General features: G+C 64.1%; 14 protein-coding genes. 8 read left to right on the top strand and 6 right to left on the bottom strand.

Going from position 1 to position 17,755, the window contains the following annotated elements:
- Positions 1-35 precede the first annotated feature (35 nt).
- On the top strand, positions 36-1,970 hold the full coding sequence (ftsH, locus tag FJ418_RS30000; protein ID WP_140645850.1) for an ATP-dependent zinc metalloprotease FtsH: 1,935 nt from the start codon (positions 36-38) through the stop codon (positions 1,968-1,970).
- A 493-nt stretch (positions 1,971-2,463) separates the two neighbouring features.
- Here ftsH and FJ418_RS30005 read toward each other — a convergent pair whose 3' ends face one another.
- Complete coding sequence (locus tag FJ418_RS30005; protein ID WP_140871827.1) at positions 2,464-3,324, bottom strand: hypothetical protein; 861 nt, start codon at positions 3,322-3,324, stop codon at positions 2,464-2,466.
- A 369-nt stretch (positions 3,325-3,693) separates the two neighbouring features.
- On the opposite strand from FJ418_RS30005, the gene glmM reads away from it, so the two are divergent.
- The 5 genes from glmM to serA all read left to right on the top strand — a co-directional run bounded on the left by glmM (position 3,694) and on the right by serA (position 10,131).
- The gene (gene glmM, locus FJ418_RS30010) at positions 3,694-5,046 is read left to right on the top strand and encodes a phosphoglucosamine mutase (RefSeq protein WP_140654936.1); all 1,353 of its coding nucleotides are present in this window, start codon (positions 3,694-3,696) and stop codon (positions 5,044-5,046) included.
- A gap of 220 nt (positions 5,047-5,266) precedes the next feature.
- Complete coding sequence (locus FJ418_RS30015; RefSeq protein ID WP_140858947.1) at positions 5,267-6,106, top strand: outer membrane protein; 840 nt, start codon at positions 5,267-5,269, stop codon at positions 6,104-6,106.
- Positions 6,107-6,307: 201 nt separating this feature from the next.
- Positions 6,308-7,093, top strand: coding sequence for an outer membrane protein (locus FJ418_RS30020; RefSeq protein ID WP_140858948.1), 786 nt, complete (start codon positions 6,308-6,310; stop codon positions 7,091-7,093).
- Positions 7,094-7,288: 195 nt separating this feature from the next.
- Positions 7,289-8,464 carry a phosphoserine transaminase gene (locus FJ418_RS30025; RefSeq protein ID WP_140871829.1) on the top strand — a complete coding sequence of 392 codons (1,176 nt, stop codon included), beginning with the start codon at positions 7,289-7,291 and terminating at the stop codon, positions 8,462-8,464.
- A 65-nt stretch (positions 8,465-8,529) separates the two neighbouring features.
- On the top strand, positions 8,530-10,131 hold the full coding sequence (gene serA / locus FJ418_RS30030; RefSeq protein ID WP_140871831.1) for a phosphoglycerate dehydrogenase: 1,602 nt from the start codon (positions 8,530-8,532) through the stop codon (positions 10,129-10,131).
- 108 nt (positions 10,132-10,239) lie between these two features.
- Here serA and FJ418_RS30035 read toward each other — a convergent pair whose 3' ends face one another.
- Positions 10,240-11,139 (bottom strand): DMT family transporter, encoded by a 900-nt coding sequence (locus FJ418_RS30035; protein WP_140871833.1) that lies wholly within the window; start codon positions 11,137-11,139, stop codon positions 10,240-10,242.
- 320 nt (positions 11,140-11,459) lie between these two features.
- Between FJ418_RS30035 and FJ418_RS30040 the strand changes: the two genes are divergently transcribed.
- Both FJ418_RS30040 and FJ418_RS30045 read left to right on the top strand, forming a co-directional pair.
- Positions 11,460-12,758 carry an adenylosuccinate synthase gene (locus FJ418_RS30040; protein WP_140645843.1) on the top strand — a complete coding sequence of 433 codons (1,299 nt, stop codon included), beginning with the start codon at positions 11,460-11,462 and terminating at the stop codon, positions 12,756-12,758.
- A 69-nt stretch (positions 12,759-12,827) separates the two neighbouring features.
- Entirely contained in the window at positions 12,828-14,624 is a 1,797-nt protein-coding gene (locus FJ418_RS30045) for a hypothetical protein (RefSeq protein WP_140871835.1), read from the top strand.
- A gap of 27 nt (positions 14,625-14,651) precedes the next feature.
- On the opposite strand, the gene FJ418_RS30050 is transcribed toward FJ418_RS30045, so the two are convergent.
- Genes FJ418_RS30050 through FJ418_RS30065 form a run of 4 tightly spaced genes read right to left on the bottom strand, consistent with a single transcriptional unit; the run spans position 14,652 to position 17,709 of the window.
- Positions 14,652-14,951 carry a CcdB family protein gene (locus FJ418_RS30050; protein WP_140871837.1) on the bottom strand — a complete coding sequence of 100 codons (300 nt, stop codon included), beginning with the start codon at positions 14,949-14,951 and terminating at the stop codon, positions 14,652-14,654.
- Complete coding sequence (locus FJ418_RS30055) at positions 14,951-15,193, bottom strand: type II toxin-antitoxin system CcdA family antitoxin (RefSeq protein WP_140645840.1); 243 nt, start codon at positions 15,191-15,193, stop codon at positions 14,951-14,953. Before FJ418_RS30055 ends, FJ418_RS30050 begins: the two co-directional genes overlap by 1 nt.
- Positions 15,194-15,248: 55 nt before the next feature.
- On the bottom strand, positions 15,249-17,063 hold the full coding sequence (locus tag FJ418_RS30060) for an ABC-F family ATP-binding cassette domain-containing protein (protein ID WP_140871839.1): 1,815 nt from the start codon (positions 17,061-17,063) through the stop codon (positions 15,249-15,251).
- 1 nt (position 17,064) lies between these two features.
- A complete protein-coding gene (locus FJ418_RS30065) occupies positions 17,065-17,709 on the bottom strand; it encodes a thiamine diphosphokinase (RefSeq protein ID WP_140871841.1) in 645 nt (214 codons plus the stop codon).
- Between the last annotated feature and the right edge of the window lie 46 nt (positions 17,710-17,755).

Consider the following 17,755-nt stretch of genomic DNA (forward strand, 5'->3'; position numbering starts at 1 on the left):
GCGGGTCCGTACGCGGGACCCCAACGGGACAATAGATGAATCCGAATTATCGCAACCTCGCGCTCTGGGCGATCATAGCGGTCCTGCTCATCGCCCTGTTCAATCTTTTCCAGACGCCCCAGACGCGCGGTGCCACGACGGATATCGCCTATTCGCAGTTCCTGCAGGATGTCGCGTCCGGCCGGGTCAAGAGCGTGACCATCGCCGGCGCCCGCATCTTCGGCAACTACACGGACAACGCCAATGGCTTCCAGACCTACTCGCCCGGCGACCCGTCGCTGGTCTCCAGGCTGCAGGACAAGAACGTCACCATCACCGCCAAGCCCGAAACCGACGGCTCCAACTCGCTGTTCGGCTATCTGATCTCGTGGCTGCCGATGATCCTGATCCTCGGCGTATGGATATTCTTCATGCGCCAGATGCAATCAGGCTCAGGCCGCGCCATGGGCTTCGGCAAGTCGAAGGCCAAGCTTTTGACCGAGGCGCATGGCCGCGTCACCTTCCAGGACGTCGCCGGCGTCGACGAGGCCAAGGAAGACCTCGAAGAGATCGTCGAATTCCTGCGCGATCCGCAGAAGTTCCAGCGCCTCGGCGGCAAGATCCCGCGCGGCGTGCTCTTGGTCGGCCCGCCCGGCACCGGCAAGACGCTGCTCGCCCGCTCCGTCGCCGGCGAAGCCAACGTGCCGTTCTTCACCATTTCCGGCTCGGACTTCGTCGAGATGTTCGTCGGCGTTGGCGCATCGCGTGTGCGCGACATGTTCGACCAGGCCAAGAAGAACGCGCCCTGCATCATCTTCATCGACGAAATCGATGCCGTCGGCCGCCATCGCGGCGCCGGCCTCGGCGGCGGCAATGACGAGCGCGAGCAGACGCTGAACCAGCTGCTGGTCGAGATGGACGGTTTCGAATCCAACGAAAGCATCATCCTTATCGCCGCCACCAACCGGCCCGACGTGCTCGACCCGGCGCTGCTGAGGCCCGGCCGCTTCGACCGCCAGGTCGTGGTGCCGAACCCCGACATCGTCGGACGCGAGAAGATCCTCAAGGTGCATGTCCGCAACGTGCCGCTGGCGCCCAATGTCGACCTCAAGGTGGTTGCGCGCGGCACGCCGGGCTTTTCCGGCGCCGATCTGATGAACCTCGTCAACGAATCCGCGCTGATGGCGGCGCGCCGCAACAAGCGGCTCGTCACCATGGCCGAGTTCGAGGACGCCAAGGACAAGATCATGATGGGCGCCGAGCGCCGCTCGTCGGCCATGACGCAGGCCGAGAAGGAGCTCACCGCCTATCACGAGGCCGGCCACGCGATCCTGGCGCTCAACGTGCCGTCCGCCGATCCGCTGCACAAGGCGACGATCATCCCGCGTGGCCGCGCGCTCGGCATGGTCATGCAGCTGCCGGAAGGCGACCGCTATTCGATGAGCTACAAATACATGGTCTCGCGGCTCGCCATCATGATGGGCGGCCGCGTCGCCGAGGAATTCAAGTTCGGCAAGGAGAACATCACCTCCGGCGCCTCCTCCGACATCGAGCAGGCGACCAAGCTGGCACGCGCCATGGTCACGCGCTGGGGCTTCTCCGACAAGCTCGGCCACGTCGCCTATGGCGACAACCAGGAAGAGGTCTTCCTCGGCCATTCGGTGGCGCGCACGCAAAACATCTCGGAAGAGACCGCCCAGATCATCGACGCCGAAGTGCGCCGGCTGATCGACGACGCCTATTCGACCGCGAAGACCATCCTGACCAAGAAGAAGAAGGAATGGATCGCGCTCGCCGAAGGGCTGCTCGAATACGAGACGCTGTCGGGCGACGAGATCAAGCAGCTGATCGCCGGCAACAAGCCCGCCCGCGACCTCGGCGACGACACTCCGCCCAGCCGCGGCTCGGCCGTGCCGAAGGCCGGCACCGGCGGCCGCCGCAAGAAGGGCCCCGAGCCCGAAGGCGGCATGGAACCGCAGCCGCAGGGCTGAGGTTCGGTAGACGATACAAACAAACGCCGCGGATCAAACCGCGGCGTTTTCGTTTTGGGAGCGCCAAAGGTTTAGCTGGCGCGGCTGGTGATTGGCGAAACCCGGCGCGACAGCCAATCTCCCCCCTTGTGGGGGAGATGCCCGGCAGGGCAGAGAGGGGCGCTGTCCCGCCGGCCTCTCTTCGTCATCCTCGGGTCTGACCGGCTTGCCGTGACCGCAGCCGAAGGGCGCATCGAAGCAAAATTCTCAACCGTTGCAACGCCTTAAAGCGCGTCGCCTGAATCCGCTTCAGCGCGACGCGCTTTAGAATGACGACCGCAAAGTAGCGATCCTTCGCCCCCTCTGCCGGACATCTCCTCCACAAAGGGGAGATTGGATGCGTAGCCGACGGCGAGCCTCCTCGTAGCGTGTGTATGACCTTTGTGAGCCACCCAACAAAAAAGGCCCGCGCATCTTGCGATGCGCGGGCCTTTCTCGGGAAGAGACTAAGCGATCAGCTCTTCAGCTTGGCATTGCACAGGCTGTAGAAGCCGCCGCCCTTCTGGATCCACTTCAGGCCGTTCAGCGTGTTGGCATCCTTATTGGCGTAGTACTGCTCGAGGCAGGTGTGCATGCGGCCCTTGGCTGGGGTCTCGGTGGCGAATTTCGGCGAAATCGCTTTCGGGAAGCTGACGCCCTTCGGCGCGGCGACGGACGGCTTCGCCGGCTCGTTGGTGTAGGTGGCTTCCGTCGGAGCTGGCACGGTGTCGTCATCGTCGGCGCTGGCGCCGCACTCGGCCTTGCGGAAGTCGTTCCACTTCATGCCCTTGAGCGTGTTCGCCGTTTTCGCAGCCTGGTACTTGGTGCTGCATTCGGCCATGCTCAGGCCGTTGCCGCCGTCGGCAGCCGCGGTCGAGGTCTTGGCCGTCTTGGCGGGCGCGGTTGCCGCCGCGGCGGTTGCGCCGGCGCCGCACTCGGCCTTGCGGAAGTCGTTCCACTTCATGCCGTTCAGCGTGCCGGCGGATTTCGCAGCCTGGTATTTGGCGCTGCATTCCTTGGAGCTCAGGCCCTTGGCGGCGTCGTCGGTAGCGGCGGCGGCCGCCTTCGTCTTCTTGGCGGGCTTGGTGTCGGCGGCCTTCGTATCGGTCGCCGCCTTGGCGTCTGTCGCCGCCTTAGTGTCGGTGGCGGCGGAAGCGTCGCTGCCGCACTGCGCCTTGCGGTACTGGTTCCAGGTCTGGCCAGCGAGCGTTCCCGCATCCTTGGCCGCGTTATACTTGGTGCTGCACTCGGCCATGGTCAGCGCGTTGGCCGGCGCCGCCAGGAACAAGGTTGCGACGGCGATACCCGTCAAAGCTGCAAGTCTATGAATAAGCATGGCGTTTTCTCCCTTGCTGCCGCCAATAAGTGTCCCTATGCCAAATCAATAACTCTCAATGTCCGGTTGCGCCAGATGCTTCCGGCATGGGGGCCGTCACAAAGTGTGTTGCTCCCGATAAGGTGATGAATTGCTTGCCGGTTCGCCGCCAGTCAAGCTTTGCCGGTGGATAGGGCGCCGAAGAGCCTCGCACGGGCAGGTGTAGCGCCGCCAAGTCAAAGGTGGTGATAGGCTGCCGAATCACTTGCGCCGCCCGCGACAATGTTTTTCTAAGGATTGGTAATATATAATCACGAAATTTGATGATCGGATGCGGCCCCAATTGTGGCAATACGGGCGGCTGAAGAACCGACGGGGACTGTAAGGCACATGGCAGGTCAGTATTTCGGCACCGACGGTATCCGCGGACGCGCCAACAAATTTCCGATGACGGCCGAGGTCGCCATGCGCGTCGGCATGGCCGCCGGGCTCTCCTTCCAGCGCGGCAATCATCGTCACCGCGTCGTGCTCGGCAAAGACACGCGGCTTTCCGGCTACATGATCGAGAACGCGATGGTGGCAGGCCTGTGCGCCGCCGGCATGGACGTCTTCCTGCTCGGTCCCATACCGACGCCCGCGGTCGCGATGCTGGTGCGCTCATTGCGCGCCGACATCGGCGTGATGATCTCGGCCTCGCACAATCCCTACTACGACAACGGCATCAAGCTCTTCGGTCCCGACGGGTACAAGCTCTCCGACGAGATCGAGGAGCGCATCGAAGGCATGCTCGACAAGGACATCGAGCTGGCGCTCGCCGATTCCGACGGGCTCGGCCGGGCCAAGCGCGTCGACGGCGTGCATGACCGCTATATCGAATTCGCCAAGCGCACGCTGCCGCGCTCGATGTCGCTTTCGGGCCTGAGGATCGTCGTCGACTGCGCGAACGGCGCAGCCTACAAGGTGGCGCCCGAGGCGCTGTGGGAACTCGGCGCCGAGGTGGTGGCGATCAATGTCGAGCCGAACGGCTTCAACATCAACAAGGAATGCGGCTCGACCCATCCGGCCGGCCTGCAGAAGAAGGTGCACGAGGTGCGCGCCGACATCGGCATCGCGCTGGACGGCGACGCCGACCGCGTCGTCATCGTCGACGAGAACGGCGCGATCGTCGACGGCGACCAGATCATGGCGCTGATCGCCGAATCCTGGCACCAGAGCGGAAGGTTGGCCGGCGGCGGCGTCGTCTCCACCGTGATGTCCAATCTCGGCCTGGAACGCTTCCTCGGCGACATGAAGCTGCAGCTGCACCGGACCAAGGTCGGCGACCGCTACGTGGTCGAGCATATGCGCGCGCACGGCTTGAATGTCGGCGGCGAGCAGTCGGGCCACATCGTGCTTTCCGATTTCTCGACCACCGGCGACGGCCTCGTCTCGGCGCTGCAGGTGCTGGCCTGCATCAAGCGGCAGAACCGCCCGGTCAGCGAGCTGTCGAAGAAGTTCGAGCCGGTGCCGCAGCTGCTGAAGAATGTCCGCATCTCGGGCGGCAAGCCGCTGGAGGAAGCGCCGGTCAAGGCGGCGATCGAGGAAGGGCGCAACCGGCTCGGCACGTCCGGCCGCCTCGTCATCCGGCCCTCTGGCACCGAGCCGCTCATCCGCGTCATGGCCGAGGGCGACGATCCGCAGCTGGTCGAAGCGGTCGTCAACGACATTGTCGGCATCCTGCAGGAAACCCGCAGCGCCGCCTGAACCCCGGTTCCGTAGTTCCTCTAGATCCACAAGCCCGCCGCCAGGCGGGCTTTTTCGTCGCCGGGCGGGCCGTTCGGACAACGGCATTCCCTCTAAAATTGTATAGATTCGTGGTTAATCGGTACGGTTAAACGGCTTTTAACCTTTGCAATTCATTATCCACACCCGAGGTCAATCATCTTCGGGCGATGTCGTCCCGAGGCTTCTTAGGGGTGACAGAATGTTCAAAACAGCAAGAATGGCATTGCTTGCCGCGCTGTTCGCGGGTTTGGCCGGACCGCTCTTCGCGGCCGACCTCCCCGAACCGCAAATCGAAGAGGCGCCGCCGCCGGTCGTCGAACAGCAGCCGATCGATGTCGGCGGCTGGTACATCCGCGGCGACATCGACTATCATTGGTCCCGCTTCGGCGGCGCTGACTACATCACTTACGGGGCCGCGCCCCAGACTCAAGGCAGCTTCGCCACGGGCTCCCTCAAGGGTGCCTTATCTGCGGGCGCCGGTATCGGCTATCAGGTGAACCAGTATTTCCGCACCGATCTCACTGCGGACTGGATGAGCAAGTCGAACTTCCGCGGCTCGACCGTCGGCTTCTGCGGCGGCGGCGTGCCCTGTACTTCCGTCGACACGTCCTCCTATTCGGCGCTGCTGCTTCTGGCCAATGCCTATATCGATATCGGCACCTGGCATGGTATCACGCCCTATGTCGGCGCCGGCATCGGCGGCGCCTGGGTCAAGTGGGATACGCTTCACAACAGCGACGACGATGGCGACTTTTTCCATCGCGGCGGCAAGGGTTGGCGCTTCGCCTATGCCCTTATGGCCGGTGCGTCCTACTGCCTGACGGAACGCGTCAAGCTGGACGTCGGCTACCGCTACAGCCATATCAATGGCGGCAAGATGTTCGAATACGCTTCGGACAGCAATGTCGGCCCTGGTTACGATCGTGGCATCAACGTGCATGAAGTGCGCGGCGGTCTCCGCTACCAGTTCGGCGGCCAGTCCGACTGCGCTCCGCCGCCGGAGCCTTACGTTCCGCCGGAACCGATCTACACCAAGTAATCGCTTCCTAGTCCTGGAATTTTAAAGCCGCCCGGCGCCAGCCGGGCGGCCTTCGCTTTCCTATGACCGCTTAAATCCAATCAAAATCAATTCGGTAACCGGCTGTTATCCTTAACCCGCACTTAACCACTATGGTTAACAATGGCTCCTTGAAACGGCGTCCGCGTTCGCGGTTGGCGCCAATTTCGGGAGCCGGGGACCATGATATCCAGATCGCGTATCGCGTCGACGCTTGCCGCAACCATCCTGTTGCCGATGACGCCGGCGCTGGCGGCGGACTACGATCCGCCGGTCTATGCCGACCAGGCGCCGGACTACCAGCCGGTCGAGGTCGGCTCGGGCTGGTACCTGCGCGGCGATGTCGCCTATCTGCCGCAGAAGAGCTTCAAAAACGGGGATTTCACCTTCCCGTCAGCGATCGCCAGCGCAAGCTTCAGCGAGAGCGAGGACGCCTATTTCGCGAGCGTCGGCTTCGGGTATCATTTCAACGATTACCTCCGCGCCGATCTCAACCTCGGATACCTGCCCGGCAACAAAGCCAGCTTCAGCTATGACGACACAGCCACCGTGGTGGCGCCGGCAACGGCGACCGTGGGAGCTGGAAGCCTCAAGAACTATGCCTTCTCAGGCATATTGAACGGCTATGTCGACCTTGGCACATATGTCGGCGTCACGCCCTATGTTGGCGCAGGTATCGGCATCGTTCAAAGCAAATACAGTCTTTCGGCGGATTATTTCACCGACAACGGTGACGCAAGCGACGACTTCTCTCAGCGCAGCAGCAAAACGAAATATTCCTTGGCGTACACATTGAACGCCGGCCTTGCCTACCAGGTCTCGAAGAATGTTCTGATCGATCTTGGCTATCAGTATTTCTCCGCGCCCGATGCCGAATATGTTACGGCCGCAAGCCTGAATTCCTTCCCAGTCCACAAAGGCATCAGCAACCATCAGATCAAGCTTGGGCTGCGTTACGATCTCTGGTGAGCGGAGTAGGCGCAGAGGTTTCGACGGCGGGTCCTGAAGGCCCCGCCGTTTTCGTTTCGGATCGAGCATCAGTCGAAGGGAATATCCTGACAGCGACAAAAACTTTGTTCTTGACGCCGAAGGTCTAAGCGCATATCGCCGTCCGTGGGCCACCCCTCCCCAACGAGGGGCCACTATCTGGAAGGATAGACCACGATGACGACGCTTACCAAGCCCGGACTCCGTCCGGCAAACCCCAATTTCTCTTCAGGTCCTTGTGCAAAACGCCCCGGCTGGTCGGTCGAGGCGCTCAAAGCTGCCGCGCTCGGGCGCTCTCACCGCGCCAAGATCGGCAAGAGCAAGCTCGAGCAGGCGATCGAGCTGACGCGCGAAATCCTCAAGGTTCCCGCGGACTACCGCATCGGCATCGTGCCGGCGTCGGATACCGGCGCGGTCGAGATGGCGCTGTGGTCGCTGCTCGGCGAGCGCGGCGTCGACATGGTCGCCTGGGAAAGTTTCGGCTCCGGCTGGGTGACCGATGTCGTCAAGCAGCTCAAGCTCGCCGACATGCGCAAGCTCGAGGCCGGCTACGGCGAACTGCCCGACCTGACCCAGATCGACTTCGACCGCGACGTCGTCTTCACCTGGAACGGCACGACCTCGGGCGTGCGCGTGCCGAATGGCGATTTCATTCCCGCGAACCGCAAGGGCCTGACCATCTGCGACGCCACCTCGGCCGCCTTCGCGCAGCGGCTCGATTTCGAAAAGCTCGATGTGGTCACCTTCTCCTGGCAGAAGGTGCTGGGCGGCGAGGGCGCGCATGGCATGCTGATCCTGTCGCCCCGCGCGGTCGAGCGGCTCGAAACCTACAAGCCGGCCTGGCCGCTGCCGAAGATCTTCCGCTTGACCTCCGGCGGCAAGCTGATCGAGGGCATCTTCAAGGGCGAGACCATCAACACGCCGTCGATGCTGTGCGTCGAGGATTATCTCGACGCGCTCCACTGGGCGAAGTCGATCGGCGGGCTCGAGGCGCTGATTGCCCGCGCGGACGCCAATGCCGCGGTGCTCGACCGGTTCGCCGACAAGTCGGCGTGGCTTGGCCACCTCGCCGTCGATCCGGCGACGCGCTCGAACACGTCCGTGTGCCTTTCGTTCACCGACGCGCAAGTGGCGGCGCTCGATGCGGACGGGCAGGCGGCCTTCGCCAAGGGTATCGTGTCTTCGCTCGACAAGGAGGGCGTCGCCTACGACATCGGCTCCTACCGCGACGCGCCGCCCGGTCTGCGCATCTGGTGCGGCGCCACGGTAGAGACCGCCGATCTCGAAGCGTTGCTGCCCTGGCTCGACTGGGCTTTCGCCACGCAGAAGGCATCGCTCAAGGCAGCGGCCTGAAATCCGTGGCGGCCTCCGGCCGCCACCATTTTCCGACACATCCAATCCCCTTCAAGGAGGCCGTGATGGCGCCCCGCGTTCTCGTTTCGGATAAACTTTCCACCACCGCCGTGCAGATCTTCAAGGATCGCGGCATCGACGTCGACTACTTGCCCGACCTCGGCAAGGACAAGGAAAAGCTGCTCGAGGTGATTGGCCAGTATGACGGCCTCGCCATCCGCTCGGCGACCAAGGTCACCGAGAAACTGATCAATGCCGCCGGCAGGCTCAAGGTCGTCGGACGCGCCGGCATCGGCGTCGACAATGTCGACATCCCGGCCGCCAGCCGCAAGGGCATCATCGTGATGAACACGCCCTTCGGCAATTCGATCACCACGGCCGAGCATGCGGTGGCGATGATCTTCGCGCTGGCGCGACAGATACCGGAAGCCAATGCCTCGACCCATTCCGGCAAGTGGGAAAAGAACCGCTTCATGGGTGTCGAGATCACCAGCAAGACGCTGGGCGTGATCGGCTGCGGCAATATCGGCTCAATCGTCGCCACGCGCGGCGTCGGCCTGAAGATGCATGTGATCGCCTTCGACCCGTTCCTGTCGGACAGCCGCGCCGAGGAGCTCGGCGTCCAGAAGGTCGAGCTCGACGAGCTCTTCGCCCGCGCCGACTTCATCACCTTGCACACGCCGCTGACCGACAAGACGCGCAACATCATCGATGCGGCTGCGATCGCCAAGATGAAGGACGGCGTGCGCATCATCAACTGCGCCCGCGGCGGATTGGTCGTCGAGGCGGATCTGGTCGCGGCGCTGAAGAGCGGCAAGGTAGCGGGCGCCGGCATCGACGTGTTCGAGGTCGAGCCAGCCGAGCAGAACGCGCTGTTCGGCATGGACAATGTCGTGGCGACCCCGCATCTCGGCGCCTCGACCACCGAGGCGCAGGAAAATGTCGCGCTGCAGGTCGCCGAGCAGATGAGCGACTACCTGATCAAGGGCGCGGTCTCCAACGCCATCAACATGCCTTCGATCAGCGCCGAGGAGGCGCCGCGGCTGAAACCCTTCGTCAAGCTCGCCGAAGTGCTCGGCGCCTTTGTCGGCCAGGTCACCGAGGATCCGATCAAGGAGGTCGAGATCCTGTTCGACGGCTCGACCGCGACGATGAACACGCGCGCGCTGGTGAGCGCCGCCCTTGCCGGCCTCATCCGGCCGCAGGTCTCCGACGTCAACATGGTGTCGGCGCCGATCATGGTGAAGGAGCGCGGCATCATCGTTGCCGAGGTCAAGCGCGACAAGTCGGGCGTGTTCGACGGCTATATCAAGCTCACCGTCAAGACCGAGCACAGGACGCGCTCGATCGCCGGCACCTGCTTCTCCGACGGCAAGCCGCGCTTCATCCAGATCAAGGGCATCAATCTCGACGCCGAGGTCGGCCAGCACATGCTCTACACCACCAATGCCGACGCGCCCGGCATCATCGGCCTGCTCGGCACGGTGTGCGGCGAGAACGGCGTCAACATCGCCAACTTCCAACTCGGCCGCAACCGGCCGGGCGGCGATGCGATCGCGCTGCTCTATCTCGATGCGCCCTTTCCGGAAAAAGTGCTGGAGCAGGTGCGCGCGCACAAGTCGATCGACTCGGCGAAGCGTCTTCGTTTCGACGTCGGTGCCGAGTAGCCGATCATCCATCGTCCGACATGAAATGCCCCGCCTGCAGCAGCAGGCGGGCCGCTAATTTATGATATGGCCGTCACCCGGCGGCTGCTTGGCGCATGATTTGAGACATCACCCTGCCTGCAGCGCTGCTCGGCTGCCGCTGTACTCGGCAAGCGCAATGCCGCCGAGGACAAGCGCCAGCGCGAAAGCCTGATAGGCCTGAAACTGCTCGCCGACGATCAGCACCGAAAGCAGCGTGCCGAAGATCGGCACCAGGTTGATGAACAGCCCGGCGCGGTTGGCGCCGATCCATTCGTTGCCCTTGATGTAGAGGACCTGCGAGACGACCGAGGCGCCAAGCGCCGTATAGAGCGTGAGCGCCCATCCACGCGCATCCGGCACGATGACGCGGCCAGATGCGACCTCCCAGACGAAGAAGGGCACGGAGATCAGCAGCGCGGCGATCGACAGCGCCAGCATGAAACTCTGCCAGCGGATTGCCGGCTTGAGGCGCAGCCCCACCGAATAGAGGCTGTAGCAAAGCACCGCGACAAGCATGATGGCGTCGCCGAAGTTGAGATCGAGCTTCAAGAGCTGGCCGAGGTCGCCATGGCTGGCGGTCAGCGCGACGCCGACGATGGTGAGGACGACGCCGACAACCTGCAGAGGCTGCACGCGCAGCCTGAACAGCACGAAATTGGCAAGGATGATGACGATCGGGATGGCTGCCTGCTCGATCGAGACGTTGATGGCGGTCGTGTAGTTGAGCGCCGTGTAGAAGATGACGTTGAAGATGGTGAAGCCGCAGGCGCCGAGGCCGGCAAGCAACCTCCAGTGCCTGCGCACTTCGGGCCAATCCTCACGCAGCGTCCGCCAGCCGATGGGCAGCAGGACCAGCACCGCCATCACCCAGCGCAGGAACACCAGCGTCATCGGCGAGACATGGCCGACGGCAAGCTTGCCCGCCACCGAATTGCCGCCCCACAGGAGCATGGTCGACAGAAGGAACAGATAGGCGGCTCGGTGCATGAAGGTTCCGGCCTCGGTGTTCGAGGGTTCGGCCCGGCCTAGAGTGGAGGCGGCGGCAAGTAAATGATGCGAAAGCCGGAATTTGTTGTGCCTGGATCAGGTTGACGTTTCGCCGGCGGCGTCATTTTGATCCAACTCCTGTGTGGGGCATGGTCACTTGCGAAAGCCGGTTCCCGCTTTTTGGGTTCGCTGACCTTCGGTTCGGGGTCATGCTCCAAGGATGGTTTCGGCGGCAAAGAAAGGGTCGCGCCCGCCTGCGCTAGACGCTATAGAGGCCTGTCGTTTCAGGCCGCCCGCGCGGCATTTCAAGGGAAAAGAACATGGCCAATGTGGTGGTCGTCGGCTCGCAATGGGGCGACGAAGGCAAGGGCAAGATCGTCGACTGGCTGTCGGAACGGGCCGATGTGGTCGTGCGCTTCCAGGGCGGCCACAATGCCGGCCATACGCTGGTCGTCGACGGCAAGGTCTACAAGCTGTCGCTGCTGCCCTCGGGCGTGGTGCGGGAAGGCAAGCTTTCGATCATCGGCAATGGCGTGGTGTTCGATCCGCATGCCTTCGTCGCCGAAGCCAAGAAGCTCAAGGAGCAGGGCGTGGAGGTCACGCCGGAGCGCCTGAAAATAGCCGAAAACACCGCGCTTATCCTGTCGCTGCACCGGGAGCTGGACGGATTCCGCGAAGACGCCGCCTCAAATTCCGGAACCAAGATAGGCACGACCCGCCGCGGCATCGGCCCCGCCTATGAGGACAAGGTGGGACGGCGCGCGGTGCGGGTGATGGATTTGGCGGATTTGGAAACGCTTCCCTTGAAGGTCGACAGGCTGCTGACGCACCACAACGCGCTGCGCCGCGGGCTCGGCCATGCGGAAGCGACGCATGAGGCGATCATGCAGGAGCTGACCTCGGTGGCCGCCGAGATCCTGCCCTACATGGACCGCGTCTGGAAGGTGCTCGACGACAAGCGTCGCGCCGGCGAGCGCATCCTGTTCGAGGGCGCGCAGGGCACGCTGCTCGACATCGACCACGGCACCTATCCCTTCGTCACCTCGTCCAACACCGTGGCCGGGCAGGCGGCTGCCGGCTCGGGCGTGGGCCCCGGCGTCATCGGTTATGTGCTCGGCATCACCAAGGCCTACACGACGCGCGTCGGCGAGGGACCGTTCCCGACCGAGCAGAAGAACGAGATCGGCGAGTTCCTCGGCACGCGCGGCCATGAGTTCGGCGTGGTCACCGGCCGCAAGCGCCGCTGCGGCTGGTTCGACGCCGTGCTGGTGCGCCAGGCCGTCGCCGTCAACGGCATCAAGGGTATCGCTCTCACCAAGCTCGACGTGCTCGACGGGCTGGACGAGATCAAGGTCTGCACGGGCTACAGGCTCGATGGCGAGACGATCGATTACCTGCCGGCCAGCCAGGGCGCGCAAGCGCGGGTCGAGCCCATCTACGAGACGCTCGAAGGCTGGAAGGGAACCACGGCCGGCGCCAGAAGCTGGAACGATTTGCCGGCGCAAGCCGTCAAATATGTCCGCCATATCGAGGAGCTGATCGGCGCCCCGGTGGCGCTGCTCTCCACCAGCCCCGAGCGGGACGACACAATACTTGTGACCGATCCGTTTCAAGACTAGTTTCACAGCCCTTCCCGGCGCTATGGCTGATTTGCGGCTGGCGGGAAAAGAATGCAGGTCACCTGACGCATGGCAGATTTCGTTAGTGTTCTGAAAAAGCAGATCGACAAGAAGGTGGACCCTTCGTTCGAGGTGCGTAAGCAGATATACGACGGCGCCCGCGCGGTGCTGGCGAAGAAACTCGCCGAGTATTCCCCGCCGCTTGCGCCCGATGTCGTCAGCAAGCAGAAGCGCTCGCTGGAAGATGCCATCTCCAGCGTCGAGCGCGAATATGCCAAACCCGTTCCGGCCGAGGATCCGCTGGCGGAGCTGGAGCATATTTTCTCCTCCATCGACCGCAACAAGAATCAGCCGAGCCATTCCCGCCAGCCGGCGGCGCCTGAGCCTGCCAAGCCGGATCCGTTCAAATCCGAACCGTTCAGGCCGGCGCCCGCGCCCGCCAGGACGGAACCAAGCTGGCAAAGCGCGCCGAAGGCGGAGCCCGCGCGGCAGAACCCCGTGAAAGCCGAGCCGGCGTGGCAGAACACGGCAAGGACGGAGCCGAACTGGCAGACCGCGCCAAAGGCCGAACCAGCCTGGCAGAAGGCGCCGCCGCCGATGCCGTCGCCGCGCGAGGACGATGTCGGCCTGACGGGCATGGACGATGCCGATGACGGCGGCGATGTCTTTGCCAATGACGAGCAGCCGGCGGCCGATACCTTCCAGCGCCTGCGGCCACAGCGGCAGGAACGCAAGCGCAGCTATGGCGGCTTGATCGCCGCTCTCATCGCGCTGTTGGTGCTCGCCGGCGGCGGCTACGGCATATGGCTGAACAAGAATGCGTTCGGCTCGCTCTTCGGTCTTGGCGGTGGCAGCAAGACGGTCTCGACCGAGCCGCTGGTCAAGCCGGCTCCGGCCAAGCCGGCGACGGAGACGGCGGCCGCGCCGGCTGCGCCCAGCGCCAGCGAGCCGGCCGACGCGACCAAATTCACGCAACGCCTGACACCCGAGGGCAAGGAGACCGATCCCGGTCCGGCCGGCGGACAGGCCACGATCGGCGAAGGCGAATCCGTCGCAGCACTTACCTCCCGGCCGCCGGCCGCGCCGGTGACGACACCGCCTGTTCCGGCCACGCAAACGCCCGAGGCGCCTGCCGCAACGCCGGCTCCGACCGCCGCCGCCAATCCGACGCCGCCAGCGTCCGGAACAACACCGCCCGCGGCTGATGCGCCAACGCCGCCCGCGGCTGGCACCACGCCACCGGCGGCTGGTGCAACGCCGCCGGGCGCAGGCACGACGCCGCCCGCGCCAGCGCCGACGACTGCGACCGTGCCGGTAGGACAGAAGGCGATCTTCTATGAGGAGCGCACCAGCACGCAGCAGGGCACGGCCGAGCCCGGCAGCATCGTCTGGTCGCTGGTGCAGGAATCGCCCGGCGGCGATCTGCCGCCCGAACCGGCGATCCGCGCCGAGGCGACGATCCCCGGCAAGAATATCCAGCTGCGCATGACGATCCGGCGCAACACCGACCAGACGCTGCCGGCCAGCCACATCGTCGAGATGATCTTCCTGACGCCGGAAGGGTTTGACGGCGGCGGCGTCGACAACATCCTGCGCATCGCCATGAAGAGCTCCGAACAGGACGCCGGCAGCCCGCTGATCGGCATTCCGGCCAAGATCGCCGACGGCTTCTTCCTCGTCGCGCTCAACGACACCAAGGCGGACGAGGACGCCAACCTGACGCTGCTTCGCGGCCAGGACTGGATCGACGTGCCCGTGGTCTACAAGACCGGACGCCGCGCGCTGCTCACCATGGAAAAGGGCATCCCGGGCGAGAAGGTTTTCGACGAGGCGCTGAAGGCCTGGGCTGCGAAGACGTCGGGGTGAGGAACAGCGGCGGTCTTGAGCTACCGCTCAGAAGCCCTGAAACAGCATGTCGAGAGCGGCGACGATCTCATCGTGATGTCTTGCGAGGTTTCCTTCTGCCGCCCGCAATTCCGAAGCCATGACAGCCGAAATGAATTGAGTGACCATCACGTGGTCTTTGCCATCGATTCTGAAGATCGGATTTAGCCTGCGCGCCGGCAACGGTGCGATGTTGGGCGGCAGAAGCGGAACGACGACGTTGGTCTCGAGGTGTTCCAGTATGTCGGACTGGACATCAAGGAGATAACCGTCGCTTCCTGCGTTCCGATAGAAATCATAACGGGCCATCAAAACAGCCGGTGCTTGGCTAAAGGCAGACCGTTGCGTTTGACATATTCGTTGGAGCTTTCGAGCGCTTCCTTGTTCTCTTCCTGCCAGCGACGCGTTTTCTCGGCAGAAATTGCCTTGGCGATCCCTTGCTCGGCAGCGCGGGACATGTTGATGCCCAATGCCTTGGCCTCCTCGATCAATCTGGAATCAATCGAGGTGTTGACCGATTTGCGTTGCGGTTTTGCAGTTGAATGGAGCATGGCCTACCTCTTCATGCGCATAGAATAAGCGCATATCTGCGTGCAAGCAAGCTCCTCATCCCTCCATCTCTTCCCGTAGCATCTCCAGCTCCAGCCACTCTTCCTCAAGCGCGGCCAGCGTCGTGCGCTCCTTGTCGAGCGCGGCTATGGTCTTCTGAAACGAGGCCGGGTCGCGCTCGTAGAAGGACGGGTCTGCGATGTTGTTCTCCAGCCGCGAGATCGAGGCCGTCACCGCCTCGATCTTCTTGGGCAGCGAATCCAATGCGAATTTCTGCTTGAACGAGAGTTTCTTCGCCGGGCTCTTCGATACGGGTTGTTCGGTTTTCGGCGAAGCCTCGGCGGTCTCGGCCTTCGACCTCGCCTTGCGGTCTTCCAGCTTCGAGCCGCCGCGCTGCGCCAGCATGTCGGAATAGCCGCCTGCATATTCGATCCAGCGGCCGCCGCCGTCCGGCGCGATCACGCTGGTGACGGTGCGGTCGAGGAAGTCGCGGTCGTGGCTGACCAGGATCACGGTTCCGGCAAAGCCCGCGACCAGTTCCTGCAGCAGTTCCAGCGTCTCCATGTCGAGATCGTTGGTCGGCTCGTCGAGCACCAGCAAATTCGCCGGCCGCGCCAGCACGCGGGCCAGAAGCAGCCGAGCGCGCTCGCCGCCGGAAAGCTCGCGCACCGGCGTGCGCGCCTGCTCCGGCTTGAACAGGAAATCCTTCATGTAGGAGACGACGTGGCGCTGCTCGCCATTGACAACAAGGTTCTCACCGCGCCCGTCCGTGAGGTAATGCGCCAGCGTCTCGGCCGGGTCGACGGCCTCGCGCTTCTGGTCGAGCGTCGCGATCTCCAGATTGACGCCGAGCCGCACGGTGCCGGCATCCGGCGCCAGCTCGCCGGTCAGCATCTTCAACAATGTCGTCTTGCCGGCGCCGTTCGGGCCAACCAGGCCAACGCGGTCGCCGCGCTGGATGCGGGTCGAGAAACCCTTGACCACGGTGAGGTCGCCGAAACTCTTGTCGATGTTCCTGGCCTCGATCACCAGCTTGCCGGATTCGGCGGCATCGCTCGCCACCATGGTGGCAGTGCCTTCGGCGCCGCGATGGCTGCGGAAGCGCTGGCGCATGGTCTGCAACTCGCCGAGGCGACGCATGTTGCGCTTGCGCCTGGCGGTCACGCCATAGCGCAGCCAGTGCTCCTCGCGCACGATCTGGCGGCCGAGCTTGTGCTGCTCGCGCTCTTCTTCTTCCAGCACCTGGTCGCGCCATTCCTCGAAATGGGCAAAGCCCTTGTCCAGCCGCCGCGTCTGGCCGCGGTCGAGCCAGACGGTGGCGCGCGTGACGCGCTCGAGGAAGCGGCGGTCGTGCGAGATCAGGATGACGGCGGAGGAGGTGCGGGCAAGCTCCTCTTCCAGCCATTCGATGACCGACAGGTCGAGATGGTTGGTCGGCTCGTCGAGCAGGAGGATATCGGGCTCCGGCGCCATGACGCGGGCAAGCGCGGCGCGGCGCGCCTCGCCACCGGAAAGATCGTTCGGACGCTCCTCGCCGGTCAGGCCGAGATGCTCCATCAGATAAGTGGCGCGATGCGGATCGTCGGCCGGGCCGAGGCCGGCCTCGACATAGGCACGCACGTCGGCGAAGCCGTCCATATCCGGCATCTGCGGCAGATAGCGGACGGTCGCCGAAGGCTGGCGGAACACCTCGCCGTCCTGCGGCTCGATCATGCCGGCGGCGATCTTGAGGAGCGTCGACTTGCCCGAGCCGTTGCGGCCGACCAGCGCGATCTTCTCGCCAGCGGATGCGCTGAGCGCCGCGCCGTCGAGCAGCGGGGTGCCGCCGAAGGTCAGTTTAATGCCGTCGAGATTGAGGAGTGGCGGCGCCATGTCAGCTTTCTGGAAGAGGATAGGGGTGGGCCAGAAGCAGCGCCCGGCCGCGCTCCAGCGCGATGCCGAGCTGCCCTTTGACCTCGTTTGATATTGTGAGCGAGGAGCCGAACGCCACCTCGACGCGGTCGAGCGGCCATTTCGCGCCGGTCACCGTCAGGCCGGCGAGCTCGGAGAAGCCGAGCACCGAAAACAAGGTGCCGTCGTCATAGTCGAAGCTGGCCTTGCCAGGCAGGATGGGAACGCCTTCCTGCGCGCCGCTGGTCAGCAAGACCTCGGTGCCGGCCTCTGCCAGCCGAAGCGCAAGCGCCAGGTGCAGGAAAGCATGGTCGGCGCGCTTGCCGCCGAAGGCGCCAGCCAACACCAGGCTGGTGGCGCCACGCTTAAGCGCTTCCGCTATGGCGAGCTCGCCATCGGTCATGTCCTTCTCGGCCGGGAAGACTATTCGCGGAACGGCGGCGCGATCATCCGGTAGATTGGCAGGCACCGAGTCGAAATCGCCGACCCACAGCTCCGGCACCAGTCCAAGCATGCGGGCATGGCCGATGCCGGCATCGGCGGCGATGACGCGCGAAGCTTCGATCTGGCGTTCGAGCCGGGGCGTGCGAATAAGCTCGCCGCCAAGCAGGATGGTGAATGTGCCCATGGCCGTGGCCCTTACCAGCCCTCCAAGCGAAACGGAAGCCGGACGG

Source organism: Mesorhizobium sp. B2-8-3, assembly GCF_006440815.1.
Taxonomy (GTDB): Bacteria; Pseudomonadota; Alphaproteobacteria; order Rhizobiales; family Rhizobiaceae; genus Mesorhizobium.